The organism is Catenulispora pinistramenti (assembly GCF_018274385.1).
GTDB classification, from domain to species: domain Bacteria; phylum Actinomycetota; class Actinomycetes; order Streptomycetales; family Catenulisporaceae; genus Catenulispora; species Catenulispora pinistramenti.
In genome coordinates, this window is the sequence record NZ_JAAFYZ010000231.1 from 1 (window position 1) to 17,300 (window position 17,300).

The window sequence follows — 17,300 nt, forward strand, 5'->3', positions numbered from 1 at the left end:
ACCCTCGCCTCCGTAATCCCCCCCCGCACCGCCAGCCACCATCAGCCCGGTCGGCCGCCAGCCCGCTCCCACTGCGCGGCGTCCCACTCGACGTACTCGATCTGCGCGCCGCCCGGGAGCTTGGCGGTCAGGTTCCGGCCGGTGGGGACTGCCTGGATGCCGCGAACGATCTCCGCGCCGGTCTGCTCCAGGTGCCGGAGGCATTCGTCGAGGTCGTCCACGATCAGCGTGGCGGTCGTGGCCGTGTACGGCTCCAGCGCCTCCTTGTCCCCGGCCACCACCAGGATCCGGCCGACGCTGCCCAACTCCAGACCGTTCGGCATCGAGAAGCGGGTGGCGATGGGTTCGCCGGTCACGGTCTGCATGGCGGCCAAGACGGGGTCCAGGTCTGCTGCGTAGACGCGTGCGTAGGTACGGAAGACTCGCATGATCGTCGCCAACGGGCTGGTGATCGTGGCTATTCCGCGTGCGGGGGCTCAGAGCTCGTCGTCGTGCGGGTCCGGTGTGAACACCACGGCGATCGCCTCCGCGTGCTCCGGCTCGTCGGGATCGGCGACCACCTTCGCCATGATCGTGGCCTCGTGGTTCTCCGGATCCAGCTCCAGGATCTGCGCCAGCACCTCCTGGGCCTCGGCCAGTGCGCCGTACTTGATCAGCGTGAAGGCCGCCAGCCGCAACTTGTCGATGGTCACCGGCTCGCCGGGGCCGGCGGCGCGGATCTCGACGCTCTTGTCGAGCAGCGGCTGGAAGCGCTTGGGTGGGCCGAAGAGCTGGAGGCCGATGATGATGCCCGGCACCGTCACGGGATCGCGCATGGGAGTGGCCAGGGCCTTCTCGAAGTCGGCCATCGCCTGGTCCCACTTGCCGAGCTGGAAGCGGATCTGGCCCAGGACCGCGGTGCGGTCGCCGCCGACGTCGGGGAGTTCGATGCGCTGGATCAGGCGCTCGGCCGCCCGGTGGTCCTGGTAGGCGAGCATGTAGAGCGAGCCGAGTTGGAACAGTGTCGTGGTCTGCTTCGGCGCGACGCGCAGGATGGCCTTGTAGGCCTCTTTGGCCTCGTCGTTCATCTTCAGCCGCTTGTAGACGTTCGCCGCGGACGTCAGCGCGCCCGGGTCGTCGCCCGCCAGCTCGACCGCCCGCTCGGCGGCGGCCACCGCCTCCTCGCGGCGGCCCAGCTCGGCCAGGATCCGGCCTTTCAGCGACACCGATTCGCTCGAGTCGGGGAAGCGGCGGCAGCCCTCGGCGGCGATCTCGAGCGCCTCGTCCAGCCGGTCCAGATGTTCCAGCCCGTAGACGGCCCAGCGGAACAGGTCGCGGGTCGCCTCGCCCTCGGCGATCAGCGGCTCGGCGAGGGCGAGGAGGTCTTCGTAGCGGTCGTCGTCGCTGGCGATCTCGGCGGCCAGCAGCCGGGCCGGGGGCAGCGTCGGGTCCGCGGCCATCAGCGCCGAGGCCAACTCCCGGCAGCGATCGCGGGAGTCCTTGGACCAGGCGTGGTTGTAGACGGCCGCGCGCCACATCGATCCGGCGATGCGCGCCTGCTTGCGCAGCAGCTCCGGGTCGGTCCCGGCGGTGCCGGGGGTGCCGAGGTCGGGGATGTCCAGGGCCTGGCAGCCGAGGGTGTAGACGTCCAGCAGCGGCGCGGGCAGGCCGTTGGTCTCCAGGGTGTCCAGGACCTCGCGCACCCGGTAGGGCTTGGGTTTCAGCCGCAGGGCCGAGGTGAACGCGTCCCGGGCCCGGTCGATCGCCCCGAGGCGGAGCTTCACGATCCCGGCCTGGACCAGGAACGTGGTGTTCATCGGCTCCAGCCGGAGCGCTTCGGCCATGGCGGTTTCGGCTTCCCGCCAGCGGTACTCGTCCACCAGGACCATCGCGCGGGCCTGGAAGCTGTCGCCGACCTGCGGGTCCACCTCGATGGCGCGGTCGGCCATGGCCAGCGCCTCGACGCGGCGTCCGGGGTACTTGCCGAGGACCTGCGCGCACAGCCGCAGGATCCGGCCCTCGTCCGGCTCGATCTGCAGGGCCCGCTCCAGCAGGGCCAGCGCCTCATCGAGTTCCTTGCCCTGCTTCAGGATCAGCGCGGCCCGATAGAAGCCCTCGGTCTCGTTCGGCCAGTGCGTGATCAGCTGCCGCGCGGTCTCCAGCGCCTCGTCAAGGCGGTCGGCGAGGTCGAGCAGCCAGGCCAGGTTCGCCAGCCCGCCGTAGTGCCCGGGCTCGGAGGCCAGCACCCGGCGCAGCATCGGCTCGGCCTCGGCATAGCGCTCCAGCCGGATCAGCGCGGCGGCCCGCTCGACGGTGGCCCGCAGCGCGTCCTCGTCCGTCATCACAGGCCCTTAGCGCCCTTGTGGTTCTTGAAGTACGCCGCGAGGTCGTCATACGCGCCGCCCTCGTTGGCGAACAAAGCGACCGAGCGTGCGGCGTCGAACCACGGACCGGTCGAGGGGCGCACGTCCTTCAGCGCGTTCTCGAAGTCGGGCATGCCCATCATCCGCACCTCGCCGCTGCGCACCGCGTCCATCAGCGCGTTCTCGGTCGCCGACTCGCAGAGGTGGGCCAGGTCCGCGCCGGAGAAGCCGTCGGTACGTTCCACCAGCGACTCCAGGTCGACGCCCGCGATCGGGCGGTCGCGCAGGTGGTAGCGCAGGATCTCCTCGCGGGCCGGGGCGTCCGGCGGCAGGACCAGGACCGTGCGGTCGAACCGGCCGGGGCGGCGCAGGGCCGGGTCGACGTCCCACGGGGCGTTCGTCGCGCCGAGCACGAACACGCCCTCGTTGTCCGCGCCCACCGAGTCCAGTTCGGTGAGGAACTGGTTGACCAGGGTGCGCATCATCGAGTTGCGGTTCTGGCTGCGCCGCTGCCCCAGCGCGTCCATCTCGTCGAAGAACAGCACGCACGGGGCCTGGCGCCGGGCCAGCTCGAACAGCTCGGACAGGTTCTTCTCCGAGGCGCCGAACCACAGCTCCATGACTTCGGAGATGCCCACGGAGATGAAGGACGCGCCGATCTCGCCGGCCACCGCGCGGGCGATGAAGGTCTTGCCGCATCCGGGCGGGCCATACAGGAGCAGGCCGCCGCGCAGCGACTTGCCGTAGATCTTGCGCAGTTCGGGGTTGCGCATCGGGGCCAGGAACGCGACCTGCAACCGTTCCTTCACCTGCGAAAGGCCGCCGACGTCGGCGAGGGTCAGGGCCGGACGTTCGACCTCGTGGGCAGGGACGCCCTCGGGGTCCTCGTCCTCGTTGTTCGCGGCCATCGGCTTCGGCGCCGGGGGCTTGGTCGTGGAGGTGAAGCGGGGCGGCGGGGCGATGTCGCCGAGTTCGGCCTCGGCGGCCGACCAGTCGAAGCCGGTTTCCTGTTGGGTGGCGTCGGGGTCGGCATCGGAGTCGGCGTCGGGGCTGCCGTCGGGGTCGGAGCTGGTCTCGGCGGCGGTGGTGCCGTCATCGGCTGTTTCGGTCTTCGCCGCCGACCCACCGCTGAGCGCCGCCAGCATCAGCTCGCGGGCCCGTGCCGAACCCGGCTCCAGCGAAAGCACTTCACCCAGCTCGACGATCGCCCCCTGCGTGTCGCCGGCCCCGATGAGTGCTTCGGCGAGTGCGACCCGGAATTCGGCCTGCTCCGGCGCGGAGCGCACCGCTTGCCGCAGTGCGTGGATCAGAGGGCTTTCCCCGTCGCTCATTGACTCTCCCCTCCTGGCGAATCTCCCGCGAGCATAGTCGTTGTCCCCGGACGCCAACGGCGGGTCCGGCTCTGTTGAGGGCCCCCGACAAACCCGCCGCAGACGGGCTCTAGTCCCTTATCCTGGACCCGTGCCACGGCCGGTGCTCCTCCTCGATGTCGACGGCGTTCTCAATCCGTACAGTGCTGTCGAATGCCCGCCCGGCTTCGCCGAACACGACCTGTTCCCGGGTGCCGAGCCGGTCCGCCTGTGCCGGGTCCACGGCGTCTGGATCAACCGGCTCCGGCAGACCTTCGACGTGGTCTGGGCCACGTCCTGGAACCACGACGCCAACCGCCTGCTGGCTCCGTTGCTCGGCGTCACCCCGCTGCCGTTGGCCCACATGCCGTCCCCGCCGTTCCACCCCCGCGAGAAGGTGCGCGTGATCGCGCGCTTCGTCGGCACCCGTCCCGCGGTCTGGATCGACGACCAGCACCCGCCCGAGGCCAGGACGTGGAGCAGCGCCCGACCGCAGCCGACCCTGCTGATCCCCGTTGATCCGGCGACGGGACTGACCAGGGAGGCGGTGGATCGGGCGCTGGAGTGGGCCCGGGACGACGACCCGTCCGCTACCGGTTGACGAACTCCCACGTGACGTCGATGACCCCGAGGTTGGGATCCGCGAGCGACTGGAACGCCGGCAGGCTCAGGTCGATGTGCGAGGCGTCGCAGCTCGGGCACTTGTCCTCGACCGGCACGGTGATGGTGTTCCCGTTGTAGGTCACCTGGATCGACAGACCGCATATCGGGTCGTTGTTGGGGTTCGGCGTGGTCCAGTACGCGGCCGGCGCCGCGACCAGCCAGTCGGTGGCGGCGTTGATCTGGGTGCCGCAGGCCCCGTAGCCGGCGTCGTTGTAGTACGTGGAGGTGCCGTTGACCGGCTGGCCGATGGGGATGTCGGCGGCGGCCGGGCTGACGCCCAGGACCGCGAACGTGCCCACGGTGGCGACGGCGGCGCAGACCGGGCGGGCGTACTTGGGAAGGTGCACGGCGTTGTCCCTCTCTCGGTGGAACCCTGAGTTCGGAAGGTGCTGATGCGCGCGCGGGGGCCGTCGTCACAGAGTGTTGCGATGCATGAGCACTCCGGAACCGCGGCCCACTGAGCACCATGAGGCCGCCCGGGAGAACCGTCAAGGGCGTGTCGGACCGTTTACTCCAGCCGCTTCAGCGGCCCGGTTCGGCCGCCAGCAACGCCATCAGCGCCTTCGCCGCCGGACTGGTCGCCTGCGGGCTCGGAAGCAGCGCGGCCGTCTCATATACCGACCCGCCGGTGTCCTCCAGCGGCAGTGCGACCAGGCTGGTCCGCTTGTGCTCGAAGTGCCGCGGCACGACCGCCACCCCGAGTCCCTCGCCCACCAGGTCCAGCAGGCTGTGCACGTCGTTCACCTCCAGCGGCACGGTCCGCCGGATGCCGAGCGCCGCGAACGCGGCGTCGGTGACCCGGCGCGGGCCCCAGTCCGGATGGAAGTCCACGAACGCCTCACCGCCCAGGTCCCGCGGTGTCACCGCGGCCCCGGCCCGGGCCAGCGCGTGGTCCGGATGACAGAGCACGATCATCGGCTCGCTGGTCAGCGCCACCGACCGCAACTGTTCCGGATGGCCGTCGGTCCGGTAGGCGAAGGCCAGGTCCAGCCGGCCCGCCGCGACCTGCTCGGCCAACGCCGCCGATCCCCACTGCCGCAACCGGATCTCCACCTGCGGATGCAGCCGCCGGAACGCGGCGAGCAGCCCGGCCACGTGCACCCCGGCGACGCACTGCTCCGCCCCCAACGTCAGCGTCCCGCGCAGCACGCCCTGCACCGCGGCCACCGCCTCCCGGGCAGCCCGCTCCTGCGCCAGGATCCGCTCGGCCTCCACCAGCAGCGCCCGCCCGGCCTCGGTGAGCGTCACGGTGCGGGTGGTGCGCACGAACAGCGAGGCCTGCAATTCCCGCTCCAGCGCCCGGATCGAGGCCGACAGCCCCGACTGCGAGACCATCAGCCGCGCCGCCGCGCGGGTGAAGTGCTGCTCCTCGGCGACCGACACGAAGTGCTGAAGCTGGCGTATCTCCATGACGGGGCAGCCTAGACGATTGAGAACCGCGGCTACTGAATCCCAGCGGATTCTCCTGTTGGACTTCTGTTCGCCCGGCACGGAAAAGTAGCCGCGGGCCCGCCGATACCGAACCGCGGCCCGAGCCGCGCACGGCTTTGCGCCCACCGCTTTGGGAGTCGCGATGTACACCGCCCACCCCGACCGCTACACGACCATGCCCTACCGGCGCGCCGGGAACAGCGGCCTGGTCCTGCCCGCCGTCTCGCTCGGCCTCTGGCAGAACTTCGGCCCGTCCCGCCCGGCCGAGGTGCAGCGCGCGATCCTGCGCCGGGCCTTCGACCTCGGCGTCACCCACTTCGATCTCGCGGACAACTACGGCCCGCCCGGCGGCGCGGCCGAAGCGGCGCTCGGCGCGGCGCTCAAGACCGACTTCGCGACGCACCGGGACGAGCTGGTGATCTCGACCAAGGCGGGCTACCGGATGTGGCCCGGCCCGTACGGCGAATGGGGCTCGCGCAAGCACATGCTGTCCTCGCTCGACCAGTGCCTCGGGCGGCTGGGCGTGGACTACGTCGACATCTTCTACTCGCACCGCTTCGACCCCGACACCCCGCTTGAGGAGACGATGCGGGCGCTGCATTCCGCTGTGCAGCAAGGCAAAGCGCTCTATGTCGGCGTCTCCAACTACTCCGCCGAACAGACCCGCGAAGCCGCGCGCATCCTCGGTGAGTCGGGCACCCCGCTGCTGATCCACCAGCCGAAGTACTCGATGCTCGACCGCGGTCCGCAGGAGCACGGCCTGCTCGACGCGCTGGACGATCTGGGCGTGGGCTCGATCGCGTTCTCGCCGCTGGAACAGGGCATCCTGACGGCCCGCTACCTCGACGGGATCCCCGAGGGCTCGCGCGCCGGGACCCACGGCACCTCGCTGAACAGCGACCGGATCACCGAGGACTTGCTGACCACCGTGCGCGGGCTGAACGCGATCGCCGAGGCGCGCGGCCAGAGCCTGGCGCAGCTGGCTCTGGCCTGGGTGCTGCGCGGCGGCCGGGTCACCTCCGCGCTCGTCGGCGCCAGCAGTCCCGAGCAGTTGGCGGACAACGTCGCGGCGGTGGCGAACCTCGACTTCGACACCGAGGAGCTGGCGCGGATCAGCGCACTGATTTCAGCTTAGGTGCAGATCAAGCGCCGGGTTCTCTTTCCCCACCGCTGGCCACGGTTATTGCTACGTCGTCGTGGTCGCCGGCGAGCAACGCGTTGATGTCCACCGGCCGGCCCAGCGTCGAGGACACGTAGACCGCGCGCACCAAAGCCACCGCGAGCAGGCCGTCCCGCATGGTGACGGCCGGCGGTCGGCCGGTTTGGATCGCCTCGACCACGTCCTCGTACTGCCGCAGATGACCGACGACGAAGGTGTCCGCCGCCTTGACGTTCCCGCGCACCTCCGACGCCGGGACCACGCGGGACGCCTGGTTGTCGGGTTCGGCGCCACCGTAGGGTCCGCCGGTGGCGCCGGCGCCGTGCCGCGCGACGTGGAAGTACTCCAGTTGGTCGTCGTGCAGGACCGCGGAGCCGGTGGTGCCGTGGACCTGGAGGCGTACCGACAAGCCGGGATACGCGGCCGTCGTGGCGTGCAGGACCGCCAGCGCCCCGGACGCGAAGCGCACCGTGGCCACCGCGACGTCCTCGACCTCGATGCCCTCGTGGGCGAGCATCGCGGCGTGCGCGAACACCTCCACCGGCCTGCCGAGCAGCCACGCCAGGAGATCGACGGTGTGCACGCCCTGGTTCATCAGCGCCCCGCCGCCGTCCAGCGCCCACGTACCGCGCCACTGCGCCGAGTCGTAGTACTCCTGCCCGCGCCACCAGGCGACCGACGCGACCGCCGACGTGATCCGGCCCATCTGGCCGCTCTTCACCGCCGCCGCCACGGCCGCGCTCGCCGGATCGAACCGGTGTTGGCTGATCACACTGCACAGCACGCCCCGCCGCGCCGCCTCCTCGGCCAGCGCGGTCAGACGCCGGGCTTCGGGCAGCGAGACGTCGATCGGCTTCTCGACCAGGACGTGCACTCCGGCGGCCAGCGCCGCGGTGACGGCGGCGGCGTGCAGGCCGGTCGGGACGCAGACGGCGACCAGGCCGATGCCGCCTGCGGCCAGGGCTTCGGGCAGCGTGGCGAACTCGGCCGGCGGTGCCTCCGCGGCGCCCTGCTCGGCCTGCGCGATCTGCCCGGCGAGCTGGCGGCGCGCGACGGCATCGGGGTCGACGACCGCGCCGACCCGGAGCTTGGGATGGCGCCGCACCGCTTCGGCGTGGATCCGGCCGATCACCCCGGCGCCGACGATGGCGACGGCCCAGCGCGCTTCGGCTTCGCTCTCGACTGCTGCCTCGCCTGCCGTTGTTTCGGTTTCGATTTCGGTCTCGATATCGCGTCCGTCGTCCGTCATGCGGTCGCCACTCCGATCGAGTCACAGAGCCCTGTGAAGGCCCGCGCGGCCTTGCCGAACAACGCCGGACCTGAGAACCCGCCCATCGCGTGCCCGAGCGCGAGATGCGGTTCGAGCGAGGCGAAACCGGCGTAGCCGTCGTCGCGCAGTGCGGTCAGCGTCTCCAGCAGCTGACCGTCACCCTCACCGGCCGGCGTCACCTCCCCGGTCGCCGCGATGGCGTCCTTGACTTGCAGATATTCCAGGTGCGGCCGGAGCATCGCGTAGCCGTCGGTGAACGGCCGCACGCCGACCTGGACGAAGTTCGCACTGTCCCACGCCACCCGCAGCGCGCTGGAGCCCACCGACTCGATGAGGTCCAGGACCCGCTCGGGGAGGTCGCCGTAGATGTCCTTCTCGTTCTCGTGCACCAGGACGATGTTCTCGCGTTCGGCGAGGCGTGCCAGGGCACTGATGTGCTTCAGCACCGGATCGCGGACGTCTTGCGCGCTCGTCCCCTCCGGCCGGTAGAAGGAGAACATGCGGATGTAGCCGGTGCCCAGGCGGTGTGCCACCGCGATCGCCCGGGCCAGTCGGCGCAGTTCGTCTTCGGGGTCGTCGGCGATGCTCACCTTGCCGATCGGGGAGGCGATCGCCGAGACGCGCATGCCCCAGCGTTCCAGCGTGCCCGCGTAGCTTTCGATCTGCTCGTCGGTCAGGTCCACGACGTTGACGCCCCACGCTCCGCGCATCTCGACGTGCCGGGCGCCCAGCGCCTGCAACACGGCGAACTGGACGTCGGGGTCGGGGCCGATCTCGTCGCCGAACCCGCTGAGCGTCCAGGTCACGGGGGTCTGTGTTTCTGTTCGGCTCATTGCGTTCCTCCGATGGAGAGCCCTGCACGCTCCAGCCTTTCGCGGCCGGCGGGCGCCGTCCAACAGAGAGAGCCGATGGCATTCAGCGGAGGTGGTTCTGAATGGGGCGCCGCTGTGGGTACGCCTGCGCCTACGCCCTACGCCTACGCCCTACGCCTACGCCCCCGGGTCCATCAGCCGACTCTCCCAGGCCCAAGCCGCCACGCCGACCCGGTTCCGCACGCCCAGCTTCCCCTGGATGCTCGCCAGGTGCCCCTTGACGGTGCTCAGCGAGATGAACAGCTCCGCGGCGATCTCCTGGTTGGTGCGGCCGGCGGCGATGGCCTTGGCGACCTCGAGTTCGCGGGTGGACAGCGGCTGCGCCGGCTGGCGTGCGGACTTCGTGGTTCGAGCGGGGGCGAGGTGCTTGAGCAGGCGCAGGGTCACCGACGGTGAGATGAGCGCGTCGCCGGCGCTCGCCGCGCGGACGGCCTCGGCGAGGAGTGCCGGGCCCGCGTCCTTGAGGACGAAGCCGAGTGCGCCGGCGCGGAGCGCGCCGTACACGTACTCGTCCAGATCGAAGGTGGTCACGATGACCACGCGCAGCGGATCCGGCACGCCGGGCCCGGCCAGCGCGCGCGTCACCTCGATCCCGTCCAGGCGCGGCATGCGGATGTCGACCAGGCACACGTCCGGTCGCAGCCGGCGGGCCAGCTCGACCGCCTCGGCGCCGTCCGCGGCCTCGCCGACGACTGCGATGTCCGGCTGGTCCTCCAGGATCAGCCGGAGGCCGCGCCGGACCATGGCCTGGTCGTCGGCCAACAGTACCCTGATACTCAAGAGCGTGCTCCGTGGGCGGGGGCCGGGACGGTGGCGGTCACGGCCCAGCCGCTCGCCGGGGCCGGCTGCGGTCCGGCGTCCAGCGTGCCGCCCAGCGCCTCGACCCGTTCGCGCATGCCGACCAGGCCGAAGCCGCCGCGGTGCAGGTGCCGCGGCGGGCCCGCCGGCGCGTCGTCGGTGACCTCGATCCGGATGCCGCCCCGGGGATCGCGCGCGATCCGGACCGAGGCGGAGCGGGCGTGCGCGGCGTGCCGGGCGATGTTCGTCAGCGACTCCTGGACCACGCGGTAGACCGTGGAGGCGATTTCCGGCGGCCAGCGGAGCTCCTCGTGCGCCGGCAGGGTCAGCGTCACGACCGGACCGTGCCCGTCGAATCGCCTGACCAGCTCGGCGAGTTCGCCGGGACCGGCGCCGGCACCGGTCGTGGCCGCGTCGTCGGCATCGCGGAGCAGGCCGACCACGCGCCGCATCGCGGTCAGCGCCTCGCCGCTCGCCGCTTCGATCTCGGCCAAAGTGGCGTCCAACCCGTCGGGATCGGCCCGATCCCGCCGCCGCGCGGTGATCCGAGCCGCCTGCGTCTGCACCACGATGCCGGTGATGTGGTGCGCGACCACGTCGTGCAACTCGCGCGCCATCGCCAGCCGCTCATCTCGCCGCACCGCCTCGGCCATACCGCGCCGTCGCCGATCCAGGCAGCGCAGCCACACACCGACCGCGACCGCGACCAGCCAACCCTGCGTGGCGAACCAATACGCGGCATGCGAGGTCTGATACCCGGCCAGCGCCCCCAGCCGCCCCGACCCGGCGACGACCTCTCCACACACCGCGATCACCGTCGCCGGCACCGCCGCCAACCTCCGCACAGCCGTCCCCGCGAGCACCATCAGACCGAGGATCGCGGCCGGTCCCGGCTCACTGGGCAACCCGGCGGCCATGGCGACGACCGCCCCGACGCCGCTGACCGCGAGCGCCACGATCGGCGCGGCCAAGGGCCGTCGCCGCCGGGCCAACGCCACCCCGCACACCGCCACCCCGGTGGCCAGGTCGAGCGCCCAGACCCGGCCCTCGCGCGCCAGGCGGTCGACGATGAAGGCCAGCAGCACTGCGCAGAGCATGGCGAACAGCGAGTCGGCCACGGCTCCGGCCCGATCCGGGGTTCTGGCGCTCCTGCGCCCCGCCACCGGGTCCGTCGCCTCCATGCAGATCAGCGTAGGTGACACCGCCTGCGCCGCTGCACCGGCCGAAAGTACTGTGCGTACCGTCCGAACCGTGCTTTCGGCCGGTGCCGGGCAGGCCGCGCGGCCGACACGGTTGGGCCATGACTTCACATCCTCCGACCCCCGCCGGCGTCCTCGCCGACTCCGCGACCGGCGGCGGCGTCCACTACAGCCCGACGTTCTACGCCCTGCTCGTCATCGTGGCGATCGCGTTCCTGATCGTGTTCTTCGCCGTGGTCCGCTTCATCCTCAAGATGATCGACAACCGCCGGTCGCGGGGCTGAGAACCATGACACCCGTACTGGAGGCCGAGGGCCTCGGCAAGCGTTACGGCCGCCGCCGCGCCCTGACTGACTGCGATCTGAGCATCCCGCCGGGCCGCGTCATCGGCCTGGTCGGTCCCAACGGCGCGGGCAAGTCCACGCTGCTGCAACTCGCGTGCGGCCTGATCAAGCCGACGTCCGGCACGATCACCGTGCTCGGCCAGCGTCCCGGCACCGACGCCGCGCAGTTGGCCAAGGTCGGCTTCGTCGCGCAGGACACGCCGGTCTACGCGGCCCTGTCCGTCGCGGACCACCTGCGCATGGGAGCCCATCTGAACCCGGGCTGGGACGGACAACTCGCCCAGCGCCGCATCGCCCAGATCGGCCTGGACCCGAAGCAGCGCGCCGGGCGGCTCTCCGGCGGGCAGCGTGCGCAGCTGGCCCTCACCGTCGCGGTGGCCAAACGCCCCGACCTGCTGATCTTCGACGAGCCGGCCGCGGCCCTGGATCCGTTGGCCCGGCGCGGGTTCCTGGAGAACCTGATGGAGTTCATCGCCGACCTCGGAGCGAGCGCGATCCTGTCCTCGCACGCGCTGTCCGACGTCCAGCGGGTCTGTGACTACCTGATCGTGCTGGCCGACTCCCGGGTCCAGGTCGCCGGGGAGGTGACGCAGCTGTTGGAGCGACACCGCAGGCTCAGCGGCAGCCGCAACGAGCTCGAGGTCCTGCCTCCCGGATTCGAAGTCGTCCACGCCGACCACACGGTGAACGGCAGCAGCGTGGTCGTGCGCACGAACCGTGCGGCGGCGCCGTCCGGCCCGTGGCAGTGGGCTGAGATCGACCTCGAAGCGCTGGTGCTGGCCTACATGACCCGGGCGGAGGCCCAGCGATGATCTGGATGACCTGGCGCCAGTTCCGCACGCAAGCAGTCCTCGGCATCGCCGCGCTGCTGCTCCTCGCGTGCTACCTGCTGATCCTCGGCGAGCAGATCCGCCACACGTACAACACCGACCTCGCCCTCTGCGCGAAGGGCAGCTGTTCGGGCGTCATGAACGAATTCACCGGCCAGTACGACCTCCAGACCGAAATCCTCGGGTACGTGCTGATCGTCGTCCCGGCCGTCATCGGCATGTTCTGGGGCGTGCCGCTGATCGCCCGGGAGTTGGAGGCCGGGACGCATCGGCTGGCGTGGAACCAGACGGTGACGCGGGGCCGGTGGCTGACCGCGAAGCTGGGGTTGGTCGGTCTGGCCGCAGTCGCGTTCACCGGCCTCTACAGCCTGCTCCTTACCTGGGCCGCCAGCCCCCTGGACGCGGTGCGCGACGACCGCTTCACGCCACTGGTCTTCGACGACCGCAACATCGTCCCGCTCGCCTACGGCGCTTTCGCCTTCGTACTCGGCATGGCCCTCGGGCTGTTCATCGGACGTACCGTTCCCGCGATGGCCGCGGTGCTGGTCGTGTTCGTCGTGGTGCAGGGCGTGATGCCGACGATGGTCCGGCCGCACTACCTCACCCCGGTCAGCCAGACGGTCGCGCTCACCAAGGCCGAAGTCAGCGGCCTGTCTTTCTTCGGAGAGTACGGGACGGTCGGCGGGGTCCACGTGGCCGGCGGGCCGTGGATCGTCTCGACCAGCGCCGTCCTCGACCGCTCGGGTCAGGAGGTCGGACACACGTCTTGGTGGTCCGACTGCGTGAACGTGGCCGCACCCGCACAGCTGCCGGATTGCATCTCCAAGCAGAACGTCCATGTCGAGGTGACGCTTCAGCCGGCCGGCCGCTATTGGACCTTCCAGTGGTACGAGACGGGCATCTTCGCGCTCTTCACCGCGGTCTTGGCCGGGCTTTGCTTCTGGCGGATCCGAGGCAGGCTCAGCTGATTCGGCGCTGTCTTTAGCTCTGGCCGATCCTCCGGCGTTAAGGCCGCCGCGACTACTTCCCGGCAGCCGTCTCCTCGATCAACGCCGAACCGGTCAGGTACTTCTCTGCGACCGAGGTGTTGTACTTGGCGAGTATCGCGCCGAGCGTCTGTACGTCCTCATCTGTCCAGTCGCGGAGCAGGTATTCGTGGTTGTCGGTGCGCTTGGTCTGCACTTCGCGCATCCGGGCCAGGCCTTCCGCGGTCGGCGTCACGACTGAGCAGCGCCGGTCGGCCGGGTCCGGGCTGCGGGCGACGAACCCCGCCTTCTGGAGCACGGACACCTGGCGGCCGGCGGTCGACGGGTCCAGGCCCAGGACGGCGGCGAGGGCGTTGATGTTCATCGGGCCGGAGTCGTCGAGCGTGCGCAGGAGGAGGTATTCGGCGCGGTCGAGGGTGTTGTGGACGTCGGTGCGCCGGTACAGGAGCTCGATGTGGCGGACCAGGACGGCTGTCTGCCGCTCGACGTGGTCCAGTGCCTCGTTTCGGTGCGGCGCGTCGGCCGCCTCGCTGCTGCCGGCCGGCGGGGATCCCGTCGCTGTGACCCGGCTCTCGCGTGCTGCCTCCACAGCTGCCTCCCAATTATCGGTATGATGCAGGTAATTCTTCCGGGCCGCGGCCTTCCCCGCAGGATAGGCCGTCCGGCCGCCTGGTTCGCGACCTGACCGGCGGCGGAGCGACTGGCTGCGGTAAGGGCGATGGGAGGCTGCGGGTGGGCACGGTCACGGCAACGGCGACGGTCACGTCGGGTGGCGGCGGCATACGGGCGGGCGCGCTGCGCGAACTGTGGGACCGGGTCGTGGCCTCCGACCCCGGTCTGGTGCGGGCCCGGATGGCGGTGTCGGCGGCGGTCGCGATGTCCGTCACGCTCGGCATCGAGTTCGGCTACGCCAAGGCCCAGCACGACGCGGCCCGCGCGATCCTGGTCGCGATGATGCTCGGCGGCATGGTCGCGATCATGGGGGCGATGGCCCTGACCGGCACCGCGAGCTGGCCGAAGGTGCGCACCGCGGTCTTCTTCCCGGTCGCCTTCGGAGCCGGGATGCTCCCCGGCGCGCTGGTCGCGGGCCGCACGGACGCGATGCTGAGCATGTTCGTCGTGGTGATGTTCGCGGCGGTCTGGGTGCGCAGATTCGGGCCGGCGTTCTTCTTCTACGGCTTCATGATGTTCATGGGCTACTTCTTCGCGGCCTTCCTCGGCGCGAAGGTCTCCACCCTCCCGACCCTGATGGCCGACCTCGCGGTCGGGACCGGCGTCTCGTTGCTCCTGGCGCTGACCGTGCTGCGTCAGCACTCCGGCCGGACCCTCACCCGCCTGCGCGGTGCCTTCGCCGCCCGGGCCGGTGCCGTAGCGCGGGCGTGCGCGGACCTGCTGGAGGCGCGGGGCGACGCGCGGCGGACGCTGCGAGCCGCGCGGCGTCTGCACTCGCGCGGCCTGCGGCTCGCGGAGACCGCGCTGGTGATCGAGGGATGGCTCGCCGAGCCGGGCAGCACGGTCGGGGACGACGAGGCCAACGCCCTTCGGCGGCGGCTGCTCGACGCGCAGCTGGCGTTGGACGAGCTGGCGCATGCCGCGGATGCGCTGGCACGGCAGGGTGGTCAGCCAGGTCAGCCAGGTCAGCCCGGTCAGGGCGGTCGCGGTGGTCGCGGTGGTCAGGGCGGACAAGGCGGGCAGGGTGCGGAGGCGGCGATACGCGCGGCTGAGCTGATAGCGCGGCGCGAGTATGCTGCGGCGCGGTCTGCCGCGCTGGCGATTCTTGAGGCGTGTGTTGTGCCGGCCGTCGGGGCTCACGACGGTTTCGAAAGGCCGCGGCATGCGAGGGCTGTTGAGGCCGCGGAGGTGGCTGAGGTTCTTCCGAGGCCTCGGCATGCCCGGGTCACTGACACTGCGACAGATCTCGACGGCATCAGCGAAACGCGTGATGCGCGAGCCATCGAGGCCGCAGCGATCCACGGTGCTTACGAGCTGGTCGACGCGGTTGCCCTGACCCTCCCGGCCGGCGCTGACGCCGCCGCGGCTTTCGAGGCCACCGCGATCGGCCCCACTGATGCTCTGCGGGCTCCGCTGCCGCGCTTCGCCTCGGCTGCCGTGGCACTCGCGGATCTGGCCCTCGCCCGCTTGGACGGGCACCCGGTCCCCGCCTCCGCGGCCCGGGAATCCACTTCCCAGCACGCGGCGAGCGGCGCCAGCAGGCCGCTAGCGACTTCTCAGCGTTTCGCGAGCACCGCGATGCCGGCAGCTAGTTCTCAGTATGCTGCGAGCGCCGCGATGCCGGCAGCCGCTTCTCAGCGTGCTGCGAGCGTCGCGAGGTCATCAGCCGCACCCCAAGCCACATCCCACGCCGCATTCCAAGCCACATCCCCAGCCGCATCCCAGCGCCCCGCGAGCGCCAAACGGCCGCCGGCCGCATCCCAGCCATTCGCCCCGGCCGTAGTCCTCATCCAAGGCCGCCTCCCCGGATCCGCCGCCGTCGCCGGCGCTCTTCCCGCCCGGGGCCGGTGGAATCCGCTGAGCCGGGCGTCGCTGCCGACGCGGCAGGCCGTGCAGGTGGCGCTGGCCGGGGCGCTCGCGATCGTGCTCGGGCGGCATCTGTCGGAGACGCGCTACTACTGGGCCGTCATCGCCGCCTTCGTCGCGTTCGGCGGCACCGCCACCCGCTCGGAGACCTCGCACAAGGCGCTGGCGCGGGTGCTCGGGACGTCGGTGGGGATCGCGGTGGGCCTCGGCCTCGGCGAGCTGACGAGCGGGCACACGCTCCTGTCCGTCGTCGTGATCGTCGCCAGCATGTCGTGCGGGTTCTACGTCGTGAACCTGACCTACGCGGGCATGATCTTCTTCGTCACCATCATGGTCGCGCAGCTGTACGGGGTGCTGCACGAGCTCTCGTCCAGCCTGCTGGAGCTCCGGCTGAAGGAGACGGCGCTCGGCGCGCTGGTGGGGATCATCGTCGGGCTCGTCGTGCTGCCGACGAGTACCCGCGACACGCTGGACGCCGCCGAGCGCGCGTTCTTCGACTCGGTCATCGAGCTGCTGCGGGCCAGTGCGGCGGTTCTTGATGATGCTGATGAGCCCGCGTACCAAGACCTCTCGGGACACGTCCGCGCGATGGAAGAACGCATGCGCCAGCTCGCACTCGTGGCGCGTCCGATGACCAGGCCCCTGATATCCGGCACCGATACGGCCCGCGTCCGGGAGCGGCTTGCCGGGTACGCGTCGATCGCTCGACGTGCCCGGGCGCTCGCCGACGTTCCGCTGCGGCTTGTCGGCGACCGGACGTCGGGAGCCGGGCTGGCCGGGACCTATCGCGCGCTGGCCGCGAGCATCGAGGGACGAGTGGTGGTTCCCGGCGCTTCCGATAGCGTTCTCAGGTGAGCGAACCCAAGTACCGCACCGCCACGGCCGCCGACGTGCCGTGGCTCGTCCAGCTGATCGAGTCCGCCTATCGCGGCGAGTCCAGCAAGGCCGGGTGGACCACCGAGGCGCACCTGCTCGACGGTCAGCGTACGGACGAGGACGACGTCCGCGCCGTCGTGGAGACCCCCGACAGCCGGATCCTCGTCGTAGAGCTGGCCGGCGAGCCGGTCGCCTGCTGCCAGCTCCAGCACCGGGGGACGCACGCGTACTTCGGGATGTTCGCCGTCCGTCCCACGGCCCAGGGCGCGGGGCTGGGCAAGAAGATCATCGCCGAGGCCGAGCGGGTGGCGCGGGACGAGCTCGGGCTGAGCGTCATGGAGATGACCGTGCTGCGGCAGCGGGCCGATCTGATCGCCTGGTACGAGCGGCGCGGGTACGTGCGGACCGGCGAGGTGAAGCCGTTCCCGTATGGGGATGAGCGGTTTGGCAAGCCGCGTCGGGACGACCTGGAGTTCGCGGTGCTGAGCAAGGACTTGGTGCGGCGCTCGGTATCCGCCTAGAACGCTAATGAAGATCTTGTGATGGGGGGCCGTCCTCGTGTGGGGCGGCTCCCTCGATCATGTGGTGGTGCTCAGTGCCCAGGTGCCGCTGGTGTGGTGGAGGCCGAGGTTGACCAGTCGGC

The 17,300-nt window shown here is 71.1% G+C and carries 17 protein-coding genes; 7 read left to right on the forward strand and 10 right to left on the reverse strand.

Annotated elements, in window-relative coordinates; genetic code table 11:
• Positions 1-41: 41 nt before the first annotated feature.
• From KGQ19_RS40195 to KGQ19_RS40205, 3 genes are read right to left on the reverse strand one after another with little or no spacing between them, the layout of a single operon-like run.
• On the reverse strand, positions 42-428 hold the full coding sequence (locus tag KGQ19_RS40195) for a VOC family protein (RefSeq protein WP_212019307.1): 387 nt from the start codon (positions 426-428) through the stop codon (positions 42-44).
• Positions 429-476: 48 nt separating this feature from the next.
• Positions 477-2,321 (reverse strand): tetratricopeptide repeat protein, encoded by a 1,845-nt coding sequence (locus KGQ19_RS40200; RefSeq protein ID WP_212019309.1) that lies wholly within the window; start codon positions 2,319-2,321, stop codon positions 477-479.
• Entirely contained in the window at positions 2,321-3,673 is a 1,353-nt protein-coding gene (locus KGQ19_RS40205; RefSeq protein WP_212019311.1) for an AAA family ATPase, read from the reverse strand. The genes KGQ19_RS40200 and KGQ19_RS40205 overlap by 1 nt, the downstream gene beginning before the upstream one ends.
• 130 nt (positions 3,674-3,803) lie before the next feature.
• Between KGQ19_RS40205 and KGQ19_RS40210 the strand changes: the two genes are divergently transcribed.
• A complete protein-coding gene (locus KGQ19_RS40210; protein ID WP_212019313.1) occupies positions 3,804-4,292 on the forward strand; it encodes an HAD domain-containing protein in 489 nt (162 codons plus the stop codon).
• On the opposite strand, the gene KGQ19_RS40215 is transcribed toward KGQ19_RS40210, so the two are convergent.
• Together KGQ19_RS40215 and KGQ19_RS40220 are read right to left on the reverse strand one after the other, a co-directional pair.
• Positions 4,282-4,701, reverse strand: a complete 420-nt coding sequence (locus KGQ19_RS40215) for a cysteine/serine endopeptidase inhibitor (RefSeq protein ID WP_212019315.1) — start codon at positions 4,699-4,701, stop codon at positions 4,282-4,284. The two genes, KGQ19_RS40210 and KGQ19_RS40215, sit on opposite strands and share 11 nt — an antisense overlap.
• A gap of 175 nt (positions 4,702-4,876) precedes the next feature.
• A complete protein-coding gene (locus KGQ19_RS40220; RefSeq protein ID WP_212019317.1) occupies positions 4,877-5,764 on the reverse strand; it encodes a LysR family transcriptional regulator in 888 nt (295 codons plus the stop codon).
• 163 nt (positions 5,765-5,927) lie between these two features.
• Between KGQ19_RS40220 and KGQ19_RS40225 the strand changes: the two genes are divergently transcribed.
• The gene (locus tag KGQ19_RS40225) at positions 5,928-6,920 is read left to right on the forward strand and encodes an aldo/keto reductase (protein WP_230420191.1); all 993 of its coding nucleotides are present in this window, start codon (positions 5,928-5,930) and stop codon (positions 6,918-6,920) included.
• Positions 6,921-6,927: 7 nt separating this feature from the next.
• Here the strand turns inward: KGQ19_RS40225 and KGQ19_RS40230 are convergent, their stop codons facing one another.
• The 4 genes from KGQ19_RS40230 to KGQ19_RS40245 all read right to left on the reverse strand — a co-directional run bounded on the left by KGQ19_RS40230 (position 6,928) and on the right by KGQ19_RS40245 (position 11,065).
• Positions 6,928-8,193 (reverse strand): Gfo/Idh/MocA family protein, encoded by a 1,266-nt coding sequence (locus tag KGQ19_RS40230; RefSeq protein ID WP_212019319.1) that lies wholly within the window; start codon positions 8,191-8,193, stop codon positions 6,928-6,930.
• The gene (locus tag KGQ19_RS40235; RefSeq protein ID WP_212019321.1) at positions 8,190-9,047 is read right to left on the reverse strand and encodes a sugar phosphate isomerase/epimerase family protein; all 858 of its coding nucleotides are present in this window, start codon (positions 9,045-9,047) and stop codon (positions 8,190-8,192) included. The genes KGQ19_RS40230 and KGQ19_RS40235 overlap by 4 nt, the downstream gene beginning before the upstream one ends.
• Before the next feature lie 156 nt (positions 9,048-9,203).
• Complete coding sequence (locus KGQ19_RS40240; RefSeq protein WP_212019323.1) at positions 9,204-9,866, reverse strand: response regulator; 663 nt, start codon at positions 9,864-9,866, stop codon at positions 9,204-9,206.
• Positions 9,863-11,065, reverse strand: coding sequence for a sensor histidine kinase (locus KGQ19_RS40245; RefSeq protein ID WP_212019325.1), 1,203 nt, complete (start codon positions 11,063-11,065; stop codon positions 9,863-9,865). Before KGQ19_RS40245 ends, KGQ19_RS40240 begins: the two co-directional genes overlap by 4 nt.
• Before the next feature lie 119 nt (positions 11,066-11,184).
• Between KGQ19_RS40245 and KGQ19_RS40250 the strand changes: the two genes are divergently transcribed.
• Genes KGQ19_RS40250 through KGQ19_RS40260 form a run of 3 tightly spaced genes read left to right on the forward strand, consistent with a single transcriptional unit; the run spans position 11,185 to position 13,225 of the window.
• The gene (locus tag KGQ19_RS40250) at positions 11,185-11,367 is read left to right on the forward strand and encodes a hypothetical protein (protein ID WP_212019327.1); all 183 of its coding nucleotides are present in this window, start codon (positions 11,185-11,187) and stop codon (positions 11,365-11,367) included.
• 5 nt (positions 11,368-11,372) lie between these two features.
• A complete protein-coding gene (locus tag KGQ19_RS40255; RefSeq protein WP_212019329.1) occupies positions 11,373-12,239 on the forward strand; it encodes an ABC transporter ATP-binding protein in 867 nt (288 codons plus the stop codon).
• Positions 12,236-13,225 carry an ABC-2 membrane transporter-related protein gene (locus KGQ19_RS40260; RefSeq protein WP_212019331.1) on the forward strand — a complete coding sequence of 330 codons (990 nt, stop codon included), beginning with the start codon at positions 12,236-12,238 and terminating at the stop codon, positions 13,223-13,225. The genes KGQ19_RS40255 and KGQ19_RS40260 overlap by 4 nt, the downstream gene beginning before the upstream one ends.
• A gap of 52 nt (positions 13,226-13,277) precedes the next feature.
• On the opposite strand, the gene KGQ19_RS50500 is transcribed toward KGQ19_RS40260, so the two are convergent.
• Positions 13,278-13,832 carry a MarR family winged helix-turn-helix transcriptional regulator gene (locus tag KGQ19_RS50500; protein ID WP_212019333.1) on the reverse strand — a complete coding sequence of 185 codons (555 nt, stop codon included), beginning with the start codon at positions 13,830-13,832 and terminating at the stop codon, positions 13,278-13,280.
• Between the two features lie 143 nt (positions 13,833-13,975).
• Here KGQ19_RS50500 and KGQ19_RS52340 point away from each other — a divergent pair, with 143 nt between their 5' ends.
• Both KGQ19_RS52340 and KGQ19_RS40275 read left to right on the forward strand, forming a co-directional pair.
• The gene (locus KGQ19_RS52340; RefSeq protein ID WP_212019336.1) at positions 13,976-16,636 is read left to right on the forward strand and encodes an FUSC family protein; all 2,661 of its coding nucleotides are present in this window, start codon (positions 13,976-13,978) and stop codon (positions 16,634-16,636) included.
• Positions 16,633-17,178 (forward strand): GNAT family N-acetyltransferase, encoded by a 546-nt coding sequence (locus KGQ19_RS40275; RefSeq protein ID WP_212019338.1) that lies wholly within the window; start codon positions 16,633-16,635, stop codon positions 17,176-17,178. Before KGQ19_RS52340 ends, KGQ19_RS40275 begins: the two co-directional genes overlap by 4 nt.
• The last annotated feature ends 122 nt before the right edge of the window (positions 17,179-17,300 follow it).

What these genes read in the sequence shown, in the direction of transcription:
- KGQ19_RS40235 (WP_212019321.1), bottom strand. Translation starts at nt 9,047, where the DNA reads ATGAGCCGAACAGAAACACAGACCCCCGTGACCTGGACGCTCAGCGGG.
- KGQ19_RS40195 (WP_212019307.1), bottom strand. Translation starts at nt 428, where the DNA reads ATGCGAGTCTTCCGTACCTACGCACGCGTCTACGCAGCAGACCTGGAC.
- KGQ19_RS40250 (WP_212019327.1), top strand. Translation starts at nt 11,185, where the DNA reads ATGACTTCACATCCTCCGACCCCCGCCGGCGTCCTCGCCGACTCCGCG.
- KGQ19_RS40200 (WP_212019309.1), bottom strand. Translation starts at nt 2,321, where the DNA reads ATGACGGACGAGGACGCGCTGCGGGCCACCGTCGAGCGGGCCGCCGCG.
- KGQ19_RS40220 (WP_212019317.1), bottom strand. Translation starts at nt 5,764, where the DNA reads ATGGAGATACGCCAGCTTCAGCACTTCGTGTCGGTCGCCGAGGAGCAG.
- KGQ19_RS40230 (WP_212019319.1), bottom strand. Translation starts at nt 8,193, where the DNA reads ATGACGGACGACGGACGCGATATCGAGACCGAAATCGAAACCGAAACA.
- KGQ19_RS40245 (WP_212019325.1), bottom strand. Translation starts at nt 11,065, where the DNA reads ATGGAGGCGACGGACCCGGTGGCGGGGCGCAGGAGCGCCAGAACCCCG.
- KGQ19_RS40205 (WP_212019311.1), bottom strand. Translation starts at nt 3,673, where the DNA reads ATGAGCGACGGGGAAAGCCCTCTGATCCACGCACTGCGGCAAGCGGTG.
- KGQ19_RS40255 (WP_212019329.1), top strand. Translation starts at nt 11,373, where the DNA reads ATGACACCCGTACTGGAGGCCGAGGGCCTCGGCAAGCGTTACGGCCGC.
- KGQ19_RS40225 (WP_230420191.1), top strand. Translation starts at nt 5,928, where the DNA reads ATGTACACCGCCCACCCCGACCGCTACACGACCATGCCCTACCGGCGC.
- KGQ19_RS40260 (WP_212019331.1), top strand. Translation starts at nt 12,236, where the DNA reads ATGATCTGGATGACCTGGCGCCAGTTCCGCACGCAAGCAGTCCTCGGC.